A 19700-nucleotide genomic window follows, 5' to 3' on the forward strand; every position below is an offset into this window, starting at 1 on the left:
AGCGATACACTGCCCGGTATGAATGCCAACCTGATCCTCCTGACGCTCTGCCAGGGCCTGTTTTTCACCAACAACGTCACCTTCATTGCCATCAATGGCTTGGTTGGCCTGTCCATGGCCCCGCTGGGGTGGATGGCGACCTTGCCCGTTATGGGCTATGTGGTGGGGGGTGCGCTGTCCACCGGCTTGGTGGCCAAAAGCCAGTCGCGCTGGGGTCGCAAAGTGTCGTTCCAGCTGGGCTTGGGGGTGGCTTTGTTTTCGGCATTGCTCGCCGCCTATGCGGCCTGGAGCCACAACTTTTGGTTGCTGGTGGCCGCCACGGTGATCGCGGGTTATTACAGCGCCAACGGCCAGCTCTACCGTTTTGCCGCCGCTGAACTGGCCGCTGACGGCTTTCGCGAAAAAGCGGTCTCTTTGGTCTTGGCCGGTGGTTTGATCGGGGCCATCGTGGGCCCCAACTTGGCCTCGCGCACCCGCACTTTGTACGAAACCCCGTTTTTGGGCGCTTACATGGCGCTGGGCATCGTGGCCGTTTTGGCCATGGTCTGCATGGCTTTCATCCACTTTCCAGCGGTGCCTGTCAAAAAACCCGGTGACAGCGCGGGTCGGCCTTTGTCTGAAATCATGCGCCAACCGGTGTTCATCGTGGCCGCCGCCGCCGCGGCTTTGGGCTATGGCGTGATGAACTTGCTCATGGCGGCCACCCCACTGGCCATGCAGGTGTGCGGCTTCAGTTTTGACGATGCGGCGCTGGTGCTGGAGTGGCATGTGATCGGCATGTTTGCGCCGGGCTTTTTCACGGGCCACTTGATCAAGAAATTTGGCACGCTGCAGATCATGGGCGTGGGCGTGGTGATCAACTTGGCGTGCATCGCCATCGCGCTGACGGGGGTCGAGTTGCACCAGTTCTTGATCGCGCTGTTCTTGTTGGGTTTGGGCTGGAACTTTTTGTTCACCGGCAGCACCACACTGGCCATGAAAGCCTGGACACCTGCCGAAAAAGACCGGGGTCAGGCAGCCATCAACTTTTTGGTGTTCTCCACCATGGCGGTGACCTCGTTTGCCTCGGGGGCCTTGGTCACCACGCAGGGCTGGACTTGGCTGAACATCGGCTCATTGCTGCCCGTGGCGCTGACCGGTGTGGCCTTGGTTTGGATGGCGCTCAAACAGAAAAGCGTGCAAGCAACCAGCGCTTGAGTGCGTTGAACACCTGGGCGCGGTAGAGGTCGTTGAAGATCTCGTGGTACATGCCCTCAAAGCACTGGGACTGCACCACGGCCTGCGGTGCAGTCTGCGCGAAGTCGGCGCTGGCGTGTGCGTTGACCAGATGGTCTTGCCCTGCATAGAGCAACAAAGTGGGCACGGACCACTGCGCCGCATCGGCCAGGGTTTGAGCACCATTGTCCAAAATCCAGGCGGCGAGGCCTGCAGAAATACGGCGGTGCACCATCGGGTCGGCCAGGTAGGCTTTGACCACATCGGGGTCTCGCGACACAAACTCGGCTTTCAGGCCGTTGTCCACCCGCAGGTGCGGCAGCACGCGGGGCAGAGTGGCCAACAGCATTTTCTGGAACACATTCGGAAACGCCCCCAGTGCTGGTGATGACAAAACCGCTGCATCCACCGAGCACCGTTGTTCGGCCAAGGTGCGTGCCACCACCAAGCCGCCCATGCTGTGGCCCAGCAAGATCAGCGGGGCATGGGCCAAAGCCGGGTGTTGCCGTGTGTCGTCGACCACGCGGCACAAGTCGGCCTGCAAACTGCCGGGGCGCAGCAGGTCGCCGCGAGCGCCATCGGAGCGGCCGTGGCCTTGCTGGTCGTAAGCCCGCACCGCAAAGCCCCACTGGTGCAAATTCGCCGCGACTTCGCCATAGCGTCCGGCGTGCTCGCCCAAGCCATGTACCAAAAGCACAGTGCCCAGGGGCTTGTGCGCAGGCAAGTCCCAGTCATAAACCGCCAGCTGGCCCGCTTCGCCTTGCAGGGCTGAAACGGCTGGGCGCGAGATGGAAAGTTTCTGCGGAAACATCAAGGCATCCGTGCCATGACTTCGGCTACCGCAGCCGTGAGTTTTTTGGCGTAGGGCACATGCAAAAACTCGTTCGGTCCGTGCGCGTTGCTCTTGGGGCCGAGCACGCCGCAAACCATCATTTGCGCCTTGGGAAAACCGGCGCTCAGCATGTTCATGAGTGGGATGGTGCCGCCTTGGCCGATGTAGCCCACCGGGGCACCAAAGTGCGCCTGACTTGACCGGTTGAGCGCTTGCTCGAACCACGGCAAGGTGTCGGGCGCATTCCAACCGGTGGCGCCGCCGCCCGCCTCAAAGGTGACCTTGGCTTGGTAGGGGGCGTTGTCTTCGAGCAAGGCTTTCATCTCGGCCACGGCCTGCGCGGCGTCCACCAACGGAGGCAGGCGCAGGCTGAGCTTGAAGGCGGTGTAAGGCCGCAGCACATTGCCCGCGTCTTTGAGGGCCGGAAAGCCGTCGGCACCGGTCACGCTCAAGGTGGGGGTCCAGGTGCGGTTGAGCAAGGCCTGTGTCGGGTCGGTCGTGGTGGGCAGTGCAAAGCTGGTGGAGCCGCCGCAGTCGTAGTGCGCCCAGGGAAAGCGCTTGTACACCTCATCACCCAATATGGCGGCGGTGGCTTGGGCTTGTGCCAGCCGCTCAGCGGGCACTTCGCAATGGAAGCTGGCCGGCAACAGCCGCCCGGTGGTGCTGTCTTCTAGCCGGTCGAGCACTTGGCGCATGATGCGAAAGCTCGATGGCACCAGGCCCGAGGCGTCGCCCGAGTGGATGCCCTCGGTGAGAATTTGCACCTTGAGCGTGCCGCTGGCCATGCCGCGCAGGCTGGTGGTCAACCACAGCTGGTCGTAGTTGCCAGCGCCGCTGTCCAGGCAAATCACCAGACCGACATCGCCCAATCGGGTGCGCAGCGCGTCTACATAAGGCAGCAGGTCGTACGAGCCCGATTCTTCGCAGGTCTCAATCAGGCCCACGATGCGCGGGTGCGGTGTCTTTTGGCTCTTGAGCGCTTGCACCGCTGCGATGCTGGCGTAGACCGCATAGCCATCATCGGCGCCGCCGCGACCATACAGCTTGCCGTCTTCGTAAACTGGGGTCCAAGGGCCAAGGTCATTGCGCCAGCCATTGAACTCGGGCTGCTTGTCCAGGTGGCCATACATCAGCACCGTTTGGCCCGAACCATCGCTGGCCGCACGCGTGGCGGCCACCTCAAAAAACAGGACCGGTGTGCGCCCCGGCAGTTGGATGATTTCGAGCGTCAGTCCGTCTACTTTTTGCGCTTCGACCCATTGCGCGGCCCGGTGCAATACGGTGGTGATGTGGCCGTTGGCGGCCCAGGCGGCATCGAATGCCGGTGACTTGGCCGGGATCTCGATGTATGTTTTCAGCTCGGGCAAGATGCGGCTGTCCCAAGTCTGGGTGACTTCACTCAAGGCGCGGGCGCTGTCGAGCAGCTCAGCGGGTATTTCGCGGTGCAAGGGGGCGTTCATGGGCAAACTCCGGAAAAAGGCAACAACAAGACCAATGACTGTAGCGGTTTTGCGATGGGCGCTGGGTGTGACCGCTGGTCTGCGCGTGGGTGCCGTACAGACTGCAGGTGTACTGGACGGTTGACCACGGCAGGTGCGGTATCGGTGGCAGAATGGGCCCGCTTTGAAAATGGTTTTAGCAATTTCTTCGCTTGTGGCGACGCAGACTTGCCAAATCATTTCTGAGGCGCCCTAAACATCAGTGCATCCCAAGAGGTGCACAAGAGGGCCCACTTGGCACAGTGCCCAGGAGACAAAATGACGGATTCCAAGACCGCACCCAACCCGGGCCTGTACTTGTTTGAAAAGTTCGAGGCGGGGGTGATCCATTTGGATGCCCAGCGCAACGTGCTGGCCATGAACGACTACGCGCGGCGCGTCTTGCCTGTGGACGAGAAACAGCCGTTTGGCAAACTCGTCACGTCTTTTCATCCCGAGCGCTCCAAACCCAAAGTCAAGTTTTTGCTGGACGAGGCCTCGGGCTGCCCTATGGCCAATGCGGTGCCGATGACCATGATCATCAACATCCCCGAGCAGGTCTTGCTCATCAAGGTCAGCCGCCTGGGCAATGCCACGGGAGAGACCACGGGCTTTGCCTTGGTGTTCTATGACGTCACGCAAGTGGTTGGGCAAGAGCAGCCCCTTGTCGAACCGCCTGCCAGAAACATGCGTTTGTCGCGCATCCCGATGGTGGCCAACCAGAAAGTGGCTTTTGTGGACACCCGCGACGTGCTCAGTCTGGAGTCGCAGGCGCACTACACCCGTGTGCTCACCCGGGAGGGCTACCATTTTTGCAACCTGAGCATTGGTGATCTGGAACTGAGGCTGGACCCTGCACAGTTCATGCGCGTGCACAGGTGCTTCATCGTCAATTTGCAGGCGGTGCATGAGCTGGGCCGTGAAGGCAGCAAAACCCACGTTGTGCTGAAGGGCAAAAACACCCAGCAGGTGCCGGTGTCGCGGGGTGTGGTGTCTCGCTTGCGTGAGGCGTTGGGTCTCGGCTGATTCCTGCGGGGCCTTTTTGTCTGAACGCCTGCTGAGCGCCAGTGGGCCCGCTTTTTCAAGGGTATTCCCGATGCATTTTTGCCCCTAGGACATTCCCTGATTGAAAGAATCAAAAAGTCTGACCAATGCGTTTCGTGCTCGATAAAGTGCATTTCGTGCAATAAATCGACCAAAGAGTGACGTATTTGAATAAAACCTGACTATTGAGTAGGAAAAGGGCTCTCGCCAATACTGAGCTTCTGTTTTCCAACAAAACTCAGGAGACCTTGATGATTCCACCGCGTTTTGAATACCACGCGCCCAAAACCGTCGGCGAGGCTGTAGCCTTGCTTGGCCAATTGGGCTCAGACGCCAAGCTGCTGGCGGGCGGCCACAGTCTGTTGCCGATGATGAAGCTGCGATTTGCGCAGCCCGAGCACCTGATCGACATCAACCGCATTCCTGAACTCAAGGGCATTCGTGAAGAGGGCAACACCGTGGTCATTGGGGCCATGACGGTGGAGAACGACCTGATCACCTCGCCCATCTTGCAGGCCAAAGTGCCCTTGTTGTGCGAAGCCGCCAAGCTGATCGCCGACCCCCAAGTGCGCAACCGCGGCACGATTGGCGGTGACATCGCCCACGGCGATCCCGGCAACGATCACCCTGCCTTGTCCATCGTGATCGATGCTTCATTTGTGTTGGAAGGCCCGAATGGCCGCAGAACCGTGGCCGCTGACGGATTTTTCCTGGGCACTTACATGACGTTGCTCGAAGAAAACGAAGTCATGTGCGAGATCCGTGTGCCCGCCTTCGCGCCCGGCACAGGATCGGCCTACGAAAAACTCAAGCGCAAGACCGGTGACTGGGCCACGGCCGGTTGTGCCGTGGTCATCCGCAAAAGCGGCGACCAGGTCAGCCATGTGCGCATTGCACTGACCAACGTGGCCCCGACGGCTTTGCGTGCCGAGGCTGCCGAAGCCGCTTTGCTGAACAAGCCCTTCAACGCCGCCAATGTGCAAGCCGCAGTGGACGCTGCGATCGCAATTTGCGACCCGGCCGAAGACCTGCGTGGCGACATTGAATACAAAACCGCCATGGCCGGAGAAATGGTCAAGCGCGCCTTGAACAAAGCCTGGTCGCGCTGCGCATAAACAAAGGAGAACAACATGTCCAAAAAACTCGTCACTGTTTCCATCAATGGCAAAAAAGAAGAAAAAGCCGTTGAACCGCGCACCCTGCTGATCCACTTTTTGCGCGAAGAACTCAACTTGACCGGTGCCCACATCGGTTGTGAGACCAGCCACTGCGGCGCTTGCACGGTGGACATTGATGGCCGCTCGGTCAAGGCGTGCACGCACCTGGCGGTGCAATGCGACGGCTCTGAAGTGCTCACCGTCGAAGGACTGGCCAACAAGGGCGTGCTGCACGCAGTGCAGGAAGGTTTTTACAAAGAGCATGGCCTGCAATGCGGTTTTTGCACGCCGGGCATGCTGATGCGCGCTTATCGCTTCTTGCAGGAGAACCCCAACCCGAGCGAAGACGAAATTCGCCACGGCATGGCCGGCAACCTGTGCCGATGCACCGGTTACCAGAACATTGTCAAAGCCGTCCAGTACGCCGCCAAAAAACTGCAAGAGCCCGTTGCGGCTTGATGCGAAAACCATTTGATCGGAGACACACATGAACGCACCGGTACAAACCGCAGAAGCCCGCGAACTCGCGTTGGCGGGCATGGGCGCTTCGCGCCTGCGCAAAGAAGACGCCCGTTTTATCCAAGGCAAGGGCAACTACGTCGATGACATCAAGATGCCCGGCATGTTGCACATGGACATCGTGCGCAGCCCGATTGCCCACGGCCGCATCGTCAAGATCAACAAAGAGGCGGCACTGGCCATGCCTGGCGTGCACGCCGTGTTGACCGCTGACGACTTGAAGCCCCTCAAGCTGCACTGGATGCCGACTCTCGCGGGTGACGTGGCCGCCGTGCTGGCCGATGGCAAAGTGCATTTTCAGATGCAGGAAGTGGCCATCGTGATCGCCGACGACCGCTACATCGCCGCTGACGCGGTCGAAGCCGTCGAGATCGAATACGAAGAGTTGCCCGTGGTGCTCGACCCGTATGCCGCCCTGCAACCCGATGCCCCGGTGATTCGCGAAGACCTGGCCGGCAAGACCGAAGGCGCACATGGCAAGCGTGAGCACCACAACCACATCTTCACGTGGGATGCGGGCGACAAGTCTGCTGCCGATGCGGCCTTTGACAAAGCCGAAGTGACCGTGTCGCAGCACATGTACTACCCCCGCGTGCACCCTTGCCCGTTGGAGACTTGTGGTTGCGTGGCCAGCTTTGACCCGATCAAGGGCGACCTGACCACCTTCATCACCTCGCAAGCGCCGCATGTGGTGCGCACCGTGGTGTCCATGCTCTCGGGCATTCCTGAGTCCAAAGTGCGCATCGTCAGCCCCGACATCGGTGGCGGCTTTGGCAACAAGGTCGGCATCTACCCCGGCTATGTGTGCGCCATCGTGGCCTCTATCGTGCTGGGTCGCCCCGTCAAGTGGGTCGAAGACCGGATTGAAAACATCTCGTCCACCGCCTTTGCCCGTGACTACCACATGGACGGCGAATTGGCCGCCACCGCCGACGGCAAGATCACCGGCCTGCGCGTGAATGTGGTGGCCGACCACGGCGCGTTCGACGCCTGCGCCGACCCGACCAAGTTCCCGGCCGGCATGTTCCACATCGTCTCGGGCAGTTACGACATTCCCGCCGCGCACGCCAGCGTCAAGGGCGTTTACACCAACAAAGCCCCCGGTGGCGTGGCTTACCGCTGCTCTTTCCGCGTGACCGAAGCGGTGTATTTGATCGAGCGCATGGTCGATGTGCTGGCGCAAAAACTGGGCATGGACAAGGCCGAGATTCGCGCCAAGAACTTCGTCAAGAAAGAGCAGTTCCCCTACACCAGCGCCTTCGGTTTCGAATACGACTCGGGTGATTACCAGACCGCGCTCGACAAGGTGCTGGAGGCGGTGGATTACAAAGGCCTGCGCGCCGAGCAAGCGCTCAAACGCAGCGATCCCAACAGCCCGACCTTGATGGGCATTGGCCTGGTCACCTTCACCGAGGTGGTGGGTGCCGGTCCATCCAAGATGTGCGACATCTTGGGCGTGGGCATGTTCGACTCGTGTGAAATCCGCATTCACCCCACCGGCAGCGCGATCGCCCGCATGGGCACGATCACACAAGGGCAAGGCCATCAGACCACCTACGCGCAGATCATTGCGACTGAGTTGGGTATTCCGTCTGAAGTGATTCAGGTCGAAGAAGGCGACACCAGCACCGCGCCATACGGCCTGGGCACTTACGGCTCGCGTTCCACACCGGTGGCGGGTGCCGCCATCGCGTTGGCCGCTCGTAAGATCCACGCGAAGGCCCGCAAGATCGCCGCCCACATGCTCGAAGTGAACGAAAACGACCTCGACTGGGAAGTCGACCGTTTCAAGGTCAAGGGCGACGACAGCAAGTTCAAAACCATGGCCGATGTGGCATGGCAGGCCTACCACCAACCACCAGACGGTTTGGAGCCAGGCCTTGAAGCTGTGCATTACTACGACCCACCGAACTTCACATTCCCGTTCGGCATCTACTTGTGTGTGGTCGACATCGACCGTGCCACGGGTGAGACCAAGATCCGCCGTTTCTATGCATTGGACGACTGCGGCACCCGCATCAACCCGATGATCATCGACGGCCAGATCCACGGCGGTCTGACCGAAGGCTTTGCCGTGGCCATGGGCCAGCAAATGCCATTCGATGCGCAGGGCAACTTGCTGGGCAACACGCTGATGGACTACTTCTTGCCCACCTTTGTGGAAACCCCACATTGGGAAACCGACCACACCGTGACGCCTTCGCCGCACCACCCGCTGGGTGCCAAAGGCGTGGCCGAATCGCCGCACGTGGGCTCGATCCCCACCTTCACTTCTGCCGTGGTGGATGCTTTCTCTCACCTGGGTGTCACGCACCTGGACATGCCGCACAACGCATTCCGCACCTGGAAAGCGCTGCGCGAGCACGGCGCGGCTTTGTAATCAGGAACCACCATGGAAGTCAAACTCGACAAACAATACCCACTCGATGTGGACGCGGCACGGGCGTGGGCCTTGCTCACCGACCTCAAGGCCACGGCCAGTTGCATGCCCGGTGCCGAAATCACCGAGCAACTGTCTGACACGTCGTTCAAAGGCGGCGTGAAGGTCAAGGTTGGCCCGGCAGTGGCCCAGTTTGGCGGCACGGTCGACGTGATCGAAGCGGTGGCCGCCGAGCGCAAGATGGTCTTGCGTGGCAAAGGTGCCGACAAAGGCGGCTCGTCCGCCTCCATGGACCTGACCGCCATCATCACGCCCGACCCGGCCAACCCGGCGCACTGCGTGCTGAATGGGCAGGCGGCTGTGATCGTGAACGGCAAGTTCGCGCAGTTCGGCGGTCGCATGATGGTGCAGGTGTCCGACATGCTGCTGGCGCAGTTTGTTGAAAACTTCCGCCAGACTGCGCTGACGCTGCCTGCGGCCGATGGCTCATCAGCGGCGGGTGTTGCGAGTGCCGCGGCTGGTGCCAGTGCCACTGCGGCGGCGGCACCTGCTGCCCCCGTGGTGGCTCGCGAGATCAATGGCCTGGCCATCTTCTGGGCCTTGCTCAAGAGCTGGTTGGGTGGTTTGTTGGGCAAGAAAGCCTGAGCCTGACATGACCATGACCACGCCAGACCCAGCCGGACGTCCTGCCACTGAGGAGCGCTTGTTGCGCGAGCGGCTGCAGCGCGCGGGTTATCTGGCCGATGCCGACCTGGCCACCACCGTGTGGCTGGCGTCGGCATTGCAGCGTCCCCTGTTGATCGAGGGTGACGCGGGTGTCGGAAAAACCGCTTTGGCGACGGCGCTCGCCCAATCCCAAAGAGAGCAAGGTGCCACCTTGGTGCGCCTGCAATGCTTCGAAGGCCTGGATTTGGCGCAAGCCGCTTACGAGTGGAATTACGGGCGCCAATTGATGGCGATCCGTCTCAACGAAGCGGACAAAGAGGGCTTGGGCCGGGTGCGTGAGTCAGATGTGTTCAGCCGTGACTATTTGCTGGAACGGCCCTTGCTGCGCGCCATCAGCCAGAGTGGCCCTTGCGTGCTGCTGATCGATGAGATCGACCGCGCCGATGAAGCCTTTGAGGCTTTCCTGCTGGAAGTGCTGGCCGATTACCAAATCACCGTGCCCGAAATTGGCACGATTCGGGCTACGCACATTCCGCAAGTGATTTTGACCAGCAACGGCACGCGCGAGTTGTCTGATGCCTTGCGCCGCCGGTGCCTGTACCACTACCTCGATTACCCGACCTTGGCACGCGAGATCGCCATCGTCAAAACCGCATTGCCTGAAGCAGACACCCGGCTGGTCGAAGACGCCGTGCAGTTTGTGCAAGCCCTGCGCCGCGAAGACCTGGCCAAGATTCCCGGCATCGCCGAAACCTTGGACTGGGTCAGCGCCTTGTTCAAGTTGGGCCACCACAGCTTGCCCGAAGACATGGCTGCGGTGTTGGGCACTTTGGGCTGCTTGCTCAAGACCCGCGAGGACCGCTTTGTGATGGGGCCTGACCGGCTGCGGCAACTGGTCGAAGGACGACGTTCTGTGGGCGTGGCCGAAAAAACGCCCGGTCTTCATCAGGTGAGTTCATGAACACCGAACCCGCCAGCACGCCTTCCGAGCGTTTGGCGGGTTTCGCCGCGCTGTTGCGCGAACACGGTCTGACGGTGGGGGTGGCCGAACAGCAAGCCATGCTGCAAGCGGTCCTGCACTTTGGCCCCTTGCAAGAGCGGCCCTTGCAAGCGGCTTGGCGAGCCATTGCCTGCCACAGTCACCGCGAATGGCAGCTTTGGCCTGATGTTTATGAGCGCTTTTGGCACCCCGAAAAATTGCGCGGTGGTGTCAAAGTCAGCGGCCAGACCCGGCCCAGCCGCAACCTGCGCCAAAGCATGCAGGCCCTGCACGAACAAATGAATGCCGCGAGCCAACCCGGCGGCCCCAAATCAGCACCCCAGACAGCAGGCGATATGCCCTCGGTGGGGCAAGACGAACACGACGCAGGCGCACCCCGCGCCCAAGGGGGTGCCAGCCGCACCGAGGCCTTGCACCAGCGCGATGGCCAGATGTGGATGCCGCAAGAGCTCAGCGCGCTGCAGAGCCTTGCACGCCAGATCACCGCCAAATTGTTGCCACGTGCCACCCGCCGTTGGCGCGTGGCACCACGCGGCCAGCGCTTGGACATGCGCCAGACCTTGCGCCGCAGTGTGGGCTGGGGTGGTGAGCTGTTGCAACCGGCCTGGAAAGTCAAGCGTGTCGAGCCACCCCGCCTGTTCATACTGGCCGATGTGAGCCGCTCCATGGAGTCTCACGCTGCGCTGTTTTTGCGTGTGGCACGTGCTTTTGCGCTGGAGGCCGACGCGCGGGTCTTTGTGTTCCACACCCGGTTGGCCGAAGTCACGCCTTACATGCACCGTGATACCCCGGCCATTCAGGAAAAAGTCAACGCCGTCACCGCCGGTTTTGGTGGCGGTACGCGCATTGCCGCCAGCTTGCAGGACTTTGCCCGCCACCATGCCCGTGCGCAGCTCAACCGGGGCTCGCGCGTGTGGGTGTTTTCGGACGGCTTTGACACCGACGAGCCGGAGCTGTTGGCCGCTGCGCTGCAAGAAGTGCGCGCGCGAGGTGCCCGCATCACCTGGTTTCACCCGACTCGGCAGGTGCCTGCCGCGACCGCTTTGCAGCGCGCGCGTCGCAGCATTGAGCGCTTTGTGCCGTTGGCCAGCCTGGCTGATTTGGCCGCCGCCCGCCCAGTGTTGCACTGAGCTGTTTTGAACCCAGGATAGACCCCAAGGAGAACGCCATGAACCGCAATGAATGGATCACCCAAGCGGCCCGACTGCAGGCGGCCGAGCAACCATTTGCTTTGGTCACTGTGCTGCGTGCCCAAGCCCCCACTTCTGGCAAAGCCGGCGACAAGGCCGTGGTCACGGCCGATGGCCAGATCCATGGCTGGATCGGTGGCGGCTGCGCGCAACCGGCCGTTATCAAGACCGTGCGCCGCGCCCTGCTCGATGGCCAGCCACGCACCATCCGCATTGCGCCTTCCGATGAAAGCGCCGAGCGCGATCTTGGCGACGTGCTCGAATTTGGCATGGCCTGCCATTCGGGCGGCACGCTGGAGTTGTTCATCGACCCGGTCATGCCTTCGGCCTTGTTGACCGTGGTGGGGGATTCGCCGGTGGCCCGCGCGTTAGTGAGTCTGGCCCCTCGCGTGGGCCTGCGCGTGGCGGTGGTGGCGCACGGTGCGCAGGTCGCTGATTACCCCGATGCCGATACGGTCTTGGGCACGGACGATGCGCCTGTGGTTGCTGCGCAGTTGGCCTCTACCCCCTTTGTGGTGGTGGCCACGCAAGGCCGTCGCGACCTGCAAGGCCTGAAAGCCGCATTGGCTTTGCAACCCCAAGGGCTGTGGTTTGTGGCCAGTGCCCGCAAGGCGGGGGTGCTGCTGGACACCTTGGTCACCAGTGGCGAAGACCCGGCGGCTGTGGCCCGCATCGTGGCCCCTGCGGGTGAATTCATTGGTGCGCAAACCCCTGAAGAAATTGCATTGTCGGTGCTGACCTCGGTGGTCGCGGCCCGGCGTGGGCACGCACCCAAAGCGGTGATCTCTGCCCAAGCCGATGCGGCGACAGTCCCGGCCCTGACAGCTGTGGCGGTGGAAGCCACAGCGGCTGTGGCAGCATCTGGTAAATCATCTTGCTGCGGAGGCTGACATGGGTTGTATTCTCAAAGGCGGTGGCGGGCTTTACAGCCGTGTGACGGTGGGGGCTGTGCTGTTGGCCGCAGGTTCGGGCTCGCGCATGGGGCACCGACCCAAAAGCCTGCTGGAGCTGGGGGGCGTGCCCCTGATCCGTCGCCAGTTGATTGCGCTGTCGGGAGCCGGTGTTGACGAAGTGGTGGTGGTGCTGGGCCACTACGCCGACCGCATCGAAGAAGCGGTCAAGGAATTCCCGGTGACGTTGGTGCGCAACCCCGATCCGGATGCCGGCCAAATTTCGTCCTTGCGGCTGGGCTTGCAAGCGCTGTCGCCCAAACTCGACGCGGTGCTGGTGGCGCTGGCCGACCAGCCCCTGATCAACTCGCAGGACATCAACGACCTGATCGGGGCTTACAAAAAACGCCCTGCGGGTGCGCAGGTGGTGCAGCCCACTGTCGATGGTTTACCCGGCAACCCGGTCATGTTCAGCACCGAGGTGCGTGATCAAATTTTGGCGGGCGATGCCCATGTGGGTTGCCGCCAGTGGCAGTCGGCCAACCCCGAGCAAGTGCATGCTTGGGTGAGCACCAACAGCCGTTACCGAACCGATGTGGACACACTCGAAGACATCGAGGCGCTGGCCCAGCGCACCGGGCACCGGCTGAAGTGGCCGGCAGATTTTCCCGTCACGGCCTGAGGCGTTTTGCCTTCATCGTTGCCCTTGAGTTGACCATGATTCAGCCCGATCCCCTTCACCAGTTCTGGCACACGCCCGTGGGCGTGCACCGCTTTGAACAAGCCGATGCGGTCAATGAAGTGCTGGTGCGCGTGTTTCAAACCATGCGCGCCACCGATGCGTCCACAGCGGGTGAACCCAAGGCTTTTTATGCCAGTCGCGATGATTTGCTGCAGCGCATTCGTCTGTCCGAGTGGGAGCAGCTGGTGCGCTTCATGGTCGACAGCGTGCGCCAGACCGTGGTGCTGGCCAACCAAGGCGCGTGGCCCGAAGCCAAGCCGGGCTTTCAGATTGCCGTGCGAGGCATCTGGTTTCAAATCTCCAGTCAGGGCAGCCACCACGATGTGCACACGCACGGCAACTGCTCGTGGTCTGGTGTGTATTGCCTGCAGGTGGATCCACCTCAGCAACGCCGCATGCACCCGGTGTTGGGTGCGGCCAATGGCGTGACACGTTTTTATGGTCCGCACTTCAACCACTTGGGCGGTGCGGCCATGGACTTTGGCAACGCGTATTTGCAAAACGCCCACCTCGACATCGATCCCCTGCCCGGTCAGTTGGTGGTGTTTCCATCCTGGTTGCCGCACCAGGCCATGCCGTACCACGGCACAGCAGACCGGGTGATTGTGTCCTTCAACGTCAGCGTGCACGCGGCCGGTGGTTCGGATCAATTGCATGGGTATGCCCATGTCTGAGCGGCCAAACGCCTCAGAGGTCCAGCCTGATGCGCTGGCCCATGCGGGCGAGGTCGCGCAATGGGCCGTGATGCTGTTGGGGTGGCTCTGGTTGGGCGAGCAAGGCATGCGGCTGGGCTGGTCCGTGGCCAGCGGGGTGCTGGCTGTGGTGCTGTGGTGGGCGGCCCGATTGATGTGTCGGGGCAGTGCGTGGGCGCTGCAAGCCGGTGCTGTGCGCATGGGCGTTTGCGGCCTGCTCACGGCCTGCGGTGTGTGGCTGCCCAGCATGCTGGCTGCTGGGGACATGGCCCATGGGGGTTTGTTGCTGGTGGCGTTGCTGTGGGGCGCATGGAGCGGCTTGGTGGAGACGCGCAGCCGTGTCAGCACTTTTCAGATGGGCCTGTTGGCTTGGCATCCCGTGTTGGCAGGTTGCCTGGTGGGGCTGGCCTGGCGCTTGTCGGGTGGCGAGTCAGACATGCCATGGGGTGTGAGCCTCTTGTTGGCCCTGGCTGCTGCGATGTTGCATGCGCGTGACCGCTGCACTGTGCAGCCGATGTCGGCCTGTTTGGGCCCACGCGTTGGCTGGGCTGTTTTGCTGACGCCCTCGGCCATGGGTTTGATGATGGGCAGTTTGTGGCTGGGCAATGTCTGGTGCGCGGGCCTGGGTTGGCGCACAGAGACCATGGTGGTGTGGCACTTGGCCTTGATGGCAGGTGCGCCCACGCTGGTCGCTTGGACATGGCGCTGGAAGACACCAGCAGGCCAGCAGTCACCGGCATGGCATGAAAAACGTGCGCATCTGGGATTTTGCGTGAGCTTGGTTTTGCTGGCCTTGGGGGCCCTGATGCTGTTGGGCCAAAGTGCTGTGCATGGCGTGTTGGCCATGCTGCTGCCCTCGCTGGCTTGGGCTGTGCACTGCGCCCGTCCCCGCGACGGCAAGGGTGCCTTGAGTCAGTTGCCGCCTTGGTTGGCCCGCACTACGGCCTTGTTGTTGGGGCCGGGTTTGCTGCTGTGGGTGGGTAGTTTCGGCCCGACATACGGCCCTGCGGCCATGCAAATGGCCATGGCGTTGCTGGGCGGATTGGCGGCGCTGCAAGCCTTGTTTTTGTGGTGGCGCAGACCGGCACTGCAACCGGCCTGGTTCAGCCCTTGATGATTTTTGATCGGCCTGTAAGTTGATACCCCTAACGGAGACAAAACACCATGAACAGCATTGACATCGACGTGATCCGAACCGCCTTGGATTGGCAAAGCCGGGGGCACCGTGTGGTCATGGGGACGGTGGTGCGCACTTGGGGTTCGGCCCCGCGTCCACCGGGCTCGCTCATGATCATCCGGGGCGATGGGCAAGTGGCCGGATCGGTCTCGGGCGGCTGCATCGAAGACGACCTGATTCGCCGCGTGGCCGCTGGCGAGTTGGCCCTGCGCATGCCTGAGATCACGACCTACGGCCAGACGGCCGAAGAAGTTCGCCGCTTTGGCCTGCCCTGTGGCGGTTCGGTGCAGGTGGTGCTCGAGCCTTTGTCTTCTCAGTCACAACTGCGTGAATTGCTGGTGCTGATCGAGCAACACCAGCGGGTCGAGCGGCGTTTGGACATGGCCACTGGGCTGGTGCGCATGGGTGCAGCCACCGAGGGCGACAAGTTGCAATTTGACGGTCAAAGCCTGACCACGGTACACGGCCCGCGCTTGCGCTTGCTGGTCATTGGCGGCGGGCAGCTTTCGCGTTATCTGGCCAGCATGGCCGTCATGCTGGACTACCAGGTCACGGTCTGCGAGCCGCGTGTGGAATACCACGAAGGCTGGGACGCGATGGCCGGGGTGACCTTGTCTACCCAGATGCCCGACGACCTGGTGCTGGCCATGCGCCTGGACCACAACAGCGCCGTGGTGGCTGTGACGCACGACCCCAAACTGGACGATCTGGCACTCATGGAAGCGCTGCGCACACCCGCTTTTTATGTGGGTGCTTTGGGCTCAAAGCACAACAATGCGCAGCGCCGCAAGCGCTTGCTCGACTTTGAGGTGTCGCAAGCCGAAGCCGCGAAACTTCACGGCCCGGTGGGCCTGAACCTCGGTGCCCTGACCCCGCCCGAAATCGCCATGAGCATCGTGGCCGAAATGACGGCCTTGCGCCGAGGCACGGATTTGAGCCAAGCGCTCAGCAGCTGGGAAGGCTCCAAGACGGTGTGCGGGCTGAGCCCATAAGCCTTTCGAAAGGCGGCTCTAGCGTCAAACGTTGAGCTCAGGCCTTGAATTTTCGAGCACGGCTTGTGAATGCACACCGTGTGCAGTTTGGGAGGGGCACAGCCCCTTGGCAGTTCGGTGACCAACAGGAGAGAACATGGTGCGATTCAAAGTCAATGGCGAGGCCGTGTCGGTCGATGCCACGCCGGAGACCCCTTTGCTGTGGGTCATCCGCGAAAAACTCAACCTCACGGGCACCAAGTTTGGCTGTGGCATTGCGCAGTGCGGCGCCTGCACGGTGCATTTGAATGGTGAGCCAGTGCGCTCTTGCTCACTGCCCGTGTCGGCGGTGGACGGCAAAAACATCACCACCGTGGAGGGCCTGATGAAGACGCCCACCGGTCAAGCTTTGCAAGCGGCTTGGGTCAAGGCCCAAGCGCCGCAATGCGGGTATTGCCAGTCGGGTCAGCTCATGACGGCGGCCAAGGTGATCAGCGTGGTCAAAAAAGACCTGAGCCGCACCGAAATCTTGGAGGCCATGAGCGGCAATATTTGCCGCTGCGGCACTTACAACCAGATTGCCGCCGCCGTCTCGCACGCCCAAAAAACCCTCAAAGGAGGCAAGGCATGAACCCGTTGAACACCACACCTGTGCCTACGCACGGCAGCGTCTCGCGTCGCTCTTTCATGCTTGGCTCGGGCGGCCTGGCTTTGGGGCTGTCTTTTGGCCTGACGCAATCTGAATTGGCGCTCGCCCAAACCCCGGTTGCAGCCGGCTTTGGCCCCAACCACTGGATCAACATGGGTCTGGATGGCGTGGTGACCTTGATGTCTCCCGGCGCAGAAATGGGCCAGGGCACCATGACCGCGATGCCCTTGTTGCTGGCCGAAGAAATGGACTTGGACTGGAGCCAGGTGCGCGTGGTGCAGTCGCCCAGCGACCCCAAGCGTTTTGGCAACCCCCGCTTTGGTGGTGGCATGACCACGGGCGCATCGCGCACGGTGCAAGGCTATTACGAGCCGCTGCGTCTGGCGGGTGCACAAGCGCGTTTGGTGCTGGTGAACGCGGCGGCTCAGGCCATGGGCGTACCCGCTGCCGAGCTGCGCACCGAGGCCAGCCGCGTGATTCACAGTGGTGGCCGCGCCATGACGTATGCAGAGATCGCCAAAGTGGCGGTGGCCCCGGCCGAGTTGCCCAAGGTCGACAAAAGCATGCTCAAGCCAATGGCGCAGTTTCGCCTGATTGGCAAGGTCATCCCCCGTGTGGACGTGCCCGCCAAATCCAGCGGCCAGGCGCTGTACGGCATTGACCAGCGTTTGCCCGGCATGCTTTGGGCCTCGGTGCTGCGTGCCCCGGTGCAGGGCGAAACGCCTGAGAGCGTGGACGACACCGCTGCCCGTGCTGTAGCGGGGGTTAAGAACGTGGTGCGCCTGCCTTATGGCGTGGCCGTGGTCGCCGATTCGTTTTACACCGCCAAAATGGCGCGCGACAAACTCAAGGTCGTCTGGAGCCAAAAATCCAAGGCCCGAGTTCAATACACCGATCAAATGCGCGTGGAGTACGCCAAGCGCGCTGAGGATTTGTATGACAAAGGCGTGGCCTTCATTGACCACGGTGATGCGGCTAAGCAGCTGGCTGGGGCCACGCGCACCTTCAGCGCCACTTACACCAGCGAGATGGTCAGCCACATTTGCCTGGAGCCGATGAACTGCACCGCGCGTGTGGATGGCGACAAGATCGAACTCTGGGCCCCGGCCCAATCGGCCTCGTTTGTCACCGGTACGGTGGCGGGTGCTGCGGGCTTCAAGCCTGAAAACATCACCGTCAACATCACCTTGATGGGCGGTGGTTTTGGACGTCGCGTTGAGGCCGATTATTCGGCGGATGCGGCTTTGGTGGCCAAGGCCATGCCGGGCACCCCTATCCAGGTGATCTGGACCCGCGAAGACGACATGGTGCATGACAAGTACCGCCCTATGACCGGGCAGCATTTGGTGGCCGGTGTGGATGCGCAGGGCAAGATCGTCGGTTTGTTGCATCGCGTGGTGTCCGAGGGCGTGTATGCCCGCGTGGTGCCACCGGCTTTCAAAGCCTCGGGCGGCAAAGATGCGCCCGTGATGGAGGGCACCGAAATCACTTACGACATTGCCGATCACAGCGTGCAATTCATGCTCGAAGACCGTGGCATCCACGCCGGCTTTTGGCGTGCGGTAGGTCCGGGCTATACCAAGTTCGCCATCGAAACCCTGATCGACGAAGTGGCGCGTGGCGTGAAAGCCGATCCGCTGGCTTACCGCATGGACTTACTCAAGAAAAATCCGCGTGGCCAGGCCGTGCTCCAGTCGGTTGCCGACATGGCGCAATGGGGCAAAGCCAAGTTGCCCAATGGACACGCACTGGGATTGGCATTTTCCGATGCATGGAACACCTATTGCGGCATGGTCGTGCAGGTTTCTATCGAAAAAGGCCGCCCCAAGGTGCACAAAGTCTGGGCCGCTGTGGACTGCGGCCACGCTCTACAGCCGCAAAATGTGCAGGCGCAAATCGAAGGCTCGGTGATCTTTGGCTTGTCGGCTGCGCTGCACGAGCGCATGGACTTCAGGGCCGGTGAACCCCAGCAAACCAATTTGAACGCTTACCAGGTGCTGCGTGCCAACGAAGCACCCGAAGTGTTGGTGAAGGTGATGCCCACCGACAACCACCCCGGCGGTATTGGCGAAGTGGTTCTGCCCCCTTTGGCGCCGGCCATTGCCAATGCGATCGCGTCGCTCAACGGCAAGCGTTTGCGCGCTTTGCCTTTGCCAATGGTGTGACTTGCTGGGGTTTGCGGCCCCAAGTGCGTGTTGCCAAGCAGGGGCGCGGTGGTTTACAGGTAAGGCCGAGCCCAGCCTAGGCCCCGCGAGGTACCGCCCACGCTGACATCGGCCGGGTTGTATTCGCAACCGATCCAGCCGTCCCAGCCGCATTCAGCGGCCACCTTGTCGATGGTCTGGAAGATGTGCGGCCAGTTCACTTCGCCTGTGCCCGGCTCGTGGCGGTGCGGAACTTCGGCAATCTGAAAATGCCCTACATGGCCCGTGGGCAGGTACTGCGCTATTTTTGAACTCAAATCGCCTTCCACGATTTGGCAGTGGAACAGGTCCAGTTGCACTTTCACATTCGCCGCGCCCACGGCTTGCACGATGCGGTGCGCGTGGTCTTGCCGGTTGAGGTGAAAGCCCGGCACACTGCGCGTGTTGATGGGCTCGATTAACACATCACGCCCGGCCTTGGCGGCTTCGGCGGCGGCCCATGTCAAGTTGGCCACCAGCGTTGCGTCTGCGGTTTTGGCATCTGCACTTTCGGCCCGCAGGCCCACCATGGCATGGATGCGGGGGCAGTTCAGCGCCTCGGCATAAATCAGGGCTTGCGCGAAACCGGTGCGAAATTCACCTTCGCGACCGGGCACGCTGGCCGTGCCCCGGCTGCCTGTTTCCCAGGCTTGGGTGAAACTGGCGCTGTCGGTGCCGCCGGACGGGGTGTTGAACAACACCTGTTGCAAGCCGTTGCCCTGCAAACGGGCGGCCAGCTCTTGCGCAGAATAGGCATAGGGAAACAAATATTCCACCGCCTTAAAACCGTCTTTGGCCGCAGCCTCAAAGCGGTCCAAAAACGGCAAATCGGGGTACATCATTGACAGGTTGGCGGCAAAGCGGGGCATGGGTTTCTTTCGGGGTGTCAACAGGCGGACCGTGGCGAGGGGGCCG

18 protein-coding genes are annotated in these 19700 nt (G+C 61.8%); 15 read left to right on the plus strand and 3 right to left on the minus strand.

Translation table 11 applies throughout. The features are described from left to right. Positions 1-18: 18 nt before the first annotated feature. Entirely contained in the window at positions 19-1197 is a 1179-nt protein-coding gene (locus BN3544_RS01110; protein WP_019429901.1) for an MFS transporter, read from the plus strand. Here BN3544_RS01110 and BN3544_RS01115 read toward each other — a convergent pair. Together BN3544_RS01115 and BN3544_RS01120 are read right to left on the minus strand one after the other, a co-directional pair. Continuing rightward, a complete protein-coding gene (locus BN3544_RS01115) occupies positions 1163-2026 on the minus strand; it encodes an alpha/beta hydrolase (protein WP_019429900.1) in 864 nt (287 codons plus the stop codon). The two genes, BN3544_RS01110 and BN3544_RS01115, sit on opposite strands and share 35 nt — an antisense overlap. After that, positions 2026-3507: a M20 family metallopeptidase gene (locus BN3544_RS01120; protein ID WP_019429899.1), complete on the minus strand. Its 1482-nt coding sequence runs from the start codon at positions 3505-3507 to the stop codon at positions 2026-2028. The genes BN3544_RS01115 and BN3544_RS01120 overlap by 1 nt, the downstream gene beginning before the upstream one ends. Positions 3508-3804: 297 nt before the next feature. On the opposite strand from BN3544_RS01120, the gene BN3544_RS01125 reads away from it, so the two are divergent. From BN3544_RS01125 to BN3544_RS01190, 14 genes are all read left to right on the plus strand, one after another. After that, on the plus strand, positions 3805-4551 hold the full coding sequence (locus tag BN3544_RS01125) for a LytTR family transcriptional regulator (RefSeq protein ID WP_019429898.1): 747 nt from the start codon (positions 3805-3807) through the stop codon (positions 4549-4551). A gap of 269 nt (positions 4552-4820) precedes the next feature. Next, a complete protein-coding gene (locus tag BN3544_RS01130) occupies positions 4821-5684 on the plus strand; it encodes an FAD binding domain-containing protein (RefSeq protein ID WP_019429897.1) in 864 nt (287 codons plus the stop codon). 15 nt (positions 5685-5699) lie between these two features. Beyond that, positions 5700-6185, plus strand: a complete 486-nt coding sequence (locus BN3544_RS01135) for a (2Fe-2S)-binding protein (RefSeq protein WP_019429896.1) — start codon at positions 5700-5702, stop codon at positions 6183-6185. Positions 6186-6213: 28 nt separating this feature from the next. After that, a complete protein-coding gene (locus BN3544_RS01140) occupies positions 6214-8625 on the plus strand; it encodes an aerobic carbon-monoxide dehydrogenase large subunit (RefSeq protein ID WP_019429895.1) in 2412 nt (803 codons plus the stop codon). A gap of 12 nt (positions 8626-8637) precedes the next feature. Continuing rightward, positions 8638-9270, plus strand: coding sequence for a CoxG family protein (locus tag BN3544_RS01145; protein ID WP_019429894.1), 633 nt, complete (start codon positions 8638-8640; stop codon positions 9268-9270). 7 nt (positions 9271-9277) lie between these two features. Next, on the plus strand, positions 9278-10252 hold the full coding sequence (locus BN3544_RS01150; RefSeq protein ID WP_019429893.1) for an AAA family ATPase: 975 nt from the start codon (positions 9278-9280) through the stop codon (positions 10250-10252). After that, positions 10249-11421: a vWA domain-containing protein gene (locus tag BN3544_RS01155; RefSeq protein WP_019429892.1), complete on the plus strand. Its 1173-nt coding sequence runs from the start codon at positions 10249-10251 to the stop codon at positions 11419-11421. Before BN3544_RS01150 ends, BN3544_RS01155 begins: the two co-directional genes overlap by 4 nt. A 38-nt stretch (positions 11422-11459) precedes the next feature. Beyond that, on the plus strand, positions 11460-12371 hold the full coding sequence (locus BN3544_RS01160; protein WP_019429891.1) for an XdhC family protein: 912 nt from the start codon (positions 11460-11462) through the stop codon (positions 12369-12371). 1 nt (position 12372) lies between these two features. Then, the gene (locus tag BN3544_RS01165; protein ID WP_019429890.1) at positions 12373-13053 is read left to right on the plus strand and encodes a nucleotidyltransferase family protein; all 681 of its coding nucleotides are present in this window, start codon (positions 12373-12375) and stop codon (positions 13051-13053) included. 35 nt (positions 13054-13088) lie between these two features. Next, positions 13089-13787, plus strand: coding sequence for a TIGR02466 family protein (locus tag BN3544_RS01170; RefSeq protein WP_019429889.1), 699 nt, complete (start codon positions 13089-13091; stop codon positions 13785-13787). Next, positions 13780-14919 carry a hypothetical protein gene (locus tag BN3544_RS01175; protein ID WP_036075049.1) on the plus strand — a complete coding sequence of 380 codons (1140 nt, stop codon included), beginning with the start codon at positions 13780-13782 and terminating at the stop codon, positions 14917-14919. Before BN3544_RS01170 ends, BN3544_RS01175 begins: the two co-directional genes overlap by 8 nt. 50 nt (positions 14920-14969) lie before the next feature. Further along, positions 14970-15974 (plus strand): XdhC family protein, encoded by a 1005-nt coding sequence (locus tag BN3544_RS01180; RefSeq protein ID WP_019429887.1) that lies wholly within the window; start codon positions 14970-14972, stop codon positions 15972-15974. A gap of 136 nt (positions 15975-16110) precedes the next feature. Continuing rightward, positions 16111-16584: a (2Fe-2S)-binding protein gene (locus tag BN3544_RS01185; protein ID WP_019429886.1), complete on the plus strand. Its 474-nt coding sequence runs from the start codon at positions 16111-16113 to the stop codon at positions 16582-16584. Beyond that, a complete protein-coding gene (locus tag BN3544_RS01190) occupies positions 16581-18767 on the plus strand; it encodes a xanthine dehydrogenase family protein molybdopterin-binding subunit (protein ID WP_019429885.1) in 2187 nt (728 codons plus the stop codon). The genes BN3544_RS01185 and BN3544_RS01190 overlap by 4 nt, the downstream gene beginning before the upstream one ends. 53 nt (positions 18768-18820) lie before the next feature. Here the strand turns inward: BN3544_RS01190 and otnI are convergent, their stop codons facing one another. Then, positions 18821-19654 (minus strand): 2-oxo-tetronate isomerase, encoded by an 834-nt coding sequence (gene otnI, locus BN3544_RS01195; protein ID WP_019429884.1) that lies wholly within the window; start codon positions 19652-19654, stop codon positions 18821-18823. Positions 19655-19700: the final 46 nt, after the last annotated feature.

The sequence above is a fragment of the Limnohabitans sp. Rim47 genome, assembly GCF_001517545.1.
Lineage (GTDB): Bacteria > Pseudomonadota > Gammaproteobacteria > Burkholderiales > Burkholderiaceae_C > Limnohabitans_A.

Coding starts and splice junctions, on each gene's coding strand:
- BN3544_RS01115 (WP_019429900.1), bottom strand. CDS start 2,026: ATGTTTCCGCAGAAACTTTCCATCTCGCGCCCAGCCGTTTCAGCCCTG.
- BN3544_RS01110 (WP_019429901.1), top strand. CDS start 19: ATGAATGCCAACCTGATCCTCCTGACGCTCTGCCAGGGCCTGTTTTTC.
- BN3544_RS01120 (WP_019429899.1), bottom strand. CDS start 3,507: ATGAACGCCCCCTTGCACCGCGAAATACCCGCTGAGCTGCTCGACAGC.
- BN3544_RS01150 (WP_019429893.1), top strand. CDS start 9,278: ATGACCATGACCACGCCAGACCCAGCCGGACGTCCTGCCACTGAGGAG.
- BN3544_RS01125 (WP_019429898.1), top strand. CDS start 3,805: ATGACGGATTCCAAGACCGCACCCAACCCGGGCCTGTACTTGTTTGAA.
- BN3544_RS01190 (WP_019429885.1), top strand. CDS start 16,581: ATGAACCCGTTGAACACCACACCTGTGCCTACGCACGGCAGCGTCTCG.
- BN3544_RS01180 (WP_019429887.1), top strand. CDS start 14,970: ATGAACAGCATTGACATCGACGTGATCCGAACCGCCTTGGATTGGCAA.
- BN3544_RS01160 (WP_019429891.1), top strand. CDS start 11,460: ATGAACCGCAATGAATGGATCACCCAAGCGGCCCGACTGCAGGCGGCC.
- BN3544_RS01140 (WP_019429895.1), top strand. CDS start 6,214: ATGAACGCACCGGTACAAACCGCAGAAGCCCGCGAACTCGCGTTGGCG.
- BN3544_RS01175 (WP_036075049.1), top strand. CDS start 13,780: ATGTCTGAGCGGCCAAACGCCTCAGAGGTCCAGCCTGATGCGCTGGCC.
- BN3544_RS01135 (WP_019429896.1), top strand. CDS start 5,700: ATGTCCAAAAAACTCGTCACTGTTTCCATCAATGGCAAAAAAGAAGAA.
- BN3544_RS01145 (WP_019429894.1), top strand. CDS start 8,638: ATGGAAGTCAAACTCGACAAACAATACCCACTCGATGTGGACGCGGCA.
- BN3544_RS01165 (WP_019429890.1), top strand. CDS start 12,373: ATGGGTTGTATTCTCAAAGGCGGTGGCGGGCTTTACAGCCGTGTGACG.
- BN3544_RS01185 (WP_019429886.1), top strand. CDS start 16,111: ATGGTGCGATTCAAAGTCAATGGCGAGGCCGTGTCGGTCGATGCCACG.
- BN3544_RS01130 (WP_019429897.1), top strand. CDS start 4,821: ATGATTCCACCGCGTTTTGAATACCACGCGCCCAAAACCGTCGGCGAG.
- BN3544_RS01170 (WP_019429889.1), top strand. CDS start 13,089: ATGATTCAGCCCGATCCCCTTCACCAGTTCTGGCACACGCCCGTGGGC.
- BN3544_RS01155 (WP_019429892.1), top strand. CDS start 10,249: ATGAACACCGAACCCGCCAGCACGCCTTCCGAGCGTTTGGCGGGTTTC.
- otnI (WP_019429884.1), bottom strand. CDS start 19,654: ATGCCCCGCTTTGCCGCCAACCTGTCAATGATGTACCCCGATTTGCCG.